1 protein-coding gene is annotated in these 2,583 nt (G+C 72.3%); it reads right to left on the reverse strand.

Annotated features, from left to right (window positions below):
- On the reverse strand, nt 1-2,574 hold a 2,574-nt coding region (locus ACZ3I3_RS41290; protein WP_467373021.1), incomplete at its 3' end, for a condensation domain-containing protein.
- Nucleotides 2,575-2,583 lie beyond the last annotated feature (9 nt).

A 2,583-nucleotide genomic window follows, 5' to 3' on the forward strand; every position in this document is an offset into this window, starting at 1 on the left:
ACCACCGACCAGCGCCACCGCCTCCGGCGCCCGCGCCGCCTGCACCGCGAACAAATCCGGCACCAGCGCCTCCGGCACCGCCCGCGCCGTGTCGTTCCAGTCGATCACGATCCGTCGGTGCTCGTCCGGGGAGAGCAACTCCACCGTGCTCAGGGGTACTTCCGCGTCGGCGGTGACCACCGTCAGCAGCCGGACCAGGTGGCCGGCGATCCGCTCGGCCGTCGCCCGGTCGAACATGTCGGCCGCCGTCGTGAGGGTGCCGTACATCCCGTCCGGGCCGCCCTGCCCGTCGCGGCGCTCCGACAGGCTCAGCGCGAGGTCGTACCTGGCGACGCCGTGGGAGAGCGGTTCGCCGCTCACCTCCAGGCCGGGCAGTCGCAGCCCGGCTTCCGGGACGTTCTGCACATCCAGCGCCACCTGGAACAGCGGTTGCCGTGCCAGGGAGCGCTCGGGGACCAGTTCCTCCACCACGTGGTCGAAGGGCAGGTCCTGGTGCGCGTACGCCGCCAGGTCGGTGTCACGCACCCGTCGCAGCAGCTCGGTGAAGCTCGGGTCGCCGGACACGTCGGTGCGCAGCACGAGCATGTTGACGAAGAAGCCGATCAGATCGTCGAGCGCGTCGTCGGTCCGGCCGGCCAGCGCGGTGCCGATCGGGATGTCGTGGCCCGCTCCCAGCCTGCTCAGCAGCGCCGCGAGGCCCGCCTGGAGCACCATGAACACGGTGACCTGCTCGGTGGCGGCCAGTTCCGTGATGCGCCGGTGCAGGTCTGCGGGGAGTTCCACGCGGATCTCGTCCCCCCGGCGCGTCGGCACCGCGGGACGGGGCCGGTCCGTGGGCAGCGCCATCTCGTCGGGGGCCCCTGCGAGGGTGTCTCGCCAGAACGCCAGCTGCCGGGCCCGGACACTGTCCGGGTCGCCCGCGTCACCCAGGATGTCCCGCTGCCACAGGGCGTAGTCGGCGTACTGCACCGGCAGGGGAGTCCAGTCCGGTGCCCGGCCCTCCAGGCGCGCCGTGTACGCGGCCGACATGTCCTGTGCCAGTGGCGCGATCGACCAGCCGTCGGTCGCGATGTGGTGCACGGCCAACACGAGGACGTGCTCGTCCGGCGCCAGGGTGAACAGCCAGGCCCGGATGGGGATCTCCGTGGCGAGGTCGAAGGGGTGTCCCGCCACACGGCCGATCTCGGCCATGACGTCTCCGGCGTCGACCTCTGCGGCGGTCAACTCGAAGTCGATCTCCTCGGTGCGCAGGATCCGCTGGTAGGGCTCGCCGTCCTCGGCCGGGAGCACCGTCCGCAGCACCTCGTGGCGGCCGATCACGTCCCGCAGCGCCGCGCTCAGCGCTTCCACGTCCAGGGTTCCGCGCAGCCGCAGGGCGGTGGTGTTGCTGTAGCTGGCGCTGGAGCCCTCCAGCTGTCCGATGAACCACAACCGGCGCTGCGCGAAGGACAGGGGCGGCCGCTCGGGACGTTCCTGTGCGATGAGGGCCGTACGGCCGGGTGCGACCGGGCGCAGTCGCTCGGCCAGGCGGCCCGGTGTCAGCGATTCGAACAGCGCCCGTATCGACACCTCCATCCCGAGTGCCGACCGCATGCGGCTGACCAGCCGGGTCGCCAGCAGGGAGTTCCCACCGAGCGTGAAGAAGTCGTCGTCGGGACCGACCCGTTCCCTGCCCAGCACATGGGCGAAGGCTTGGCAGAGCAGTTCCTCGTGGGCGGTGGCGGGGGCGCGGCCGGTACCCGGCCGTGCCCCGTCCGCCTGGGGTACGAGCACGGCCCGCCCGCCGACCGGGGAGGGGGCCTCGTCCTCGTGGGTCCGTTCCGTGGCGCCGGGAACGTCCACCGACAGCAGGGGGAGGTCGGGAGTGTGCTCCAAGGCGGTGGTGAGGTGGCCGAGGGTCGTCTCCAGCAGTGCGGCGACCCGGTCGGCGTCCACGGGACGGGCGGCGTCCACGGTGACGCCGTACGTCTCGCCGTCGTCGTCGATCGAGACGCCCAGCGGGTAGTTGTTGCGCTCCTGGGTGAAGAGGGTCGTGACGTCCGCGAGCACGCCGTCCTGCCCGTGGGCGGCCGGCCTGCCGTGCCGGTAGTTGAACAGAGCGGTGAACAGGGGTGCCCCGGCGGGCAGGCCGCTGGCCGCCTGAGCCAGTGTCAGCGGCGCGTGTTCGTGCGCCAGCAGTTCGGCGAGCTGGTCGCGCAGGTCCGTCAGCGCCCGCCCCACCGGCTGCCCGGCCAGCTTGACCCTGACCGGCAGGGTGTTCATGAACAGTCCCGGAACCCGGTCGGCTCCGACGGTGGCCCGGCCCAGCAGCACGGTCCCGAACACGAGGTCGTCGCGGCCCGACACCGCTGCCAGCATCCGGGCCCACGCCAGGTGAAAGACCGTGGCGGGACTGACCCCCCGCGAGCGTGCCAGGGCCTGGACGCGCTCTGTCAGTTCGTCGTCCACCTTCCGTCTGGCCTGCGTGAGGTCCGTGCCGTCGCCGCGGACGTCGTGGAGTCCGTAGGGGGCGGTGGTGTCCGTGACATCGCCGAGGAGTCCGGAGAAGTACTCCCGGTGCGCTTCCTCGGACACGCCCAGCCT

This window comes from Streptomyces sp. NPDC016851, assembly GCF_055562795.1.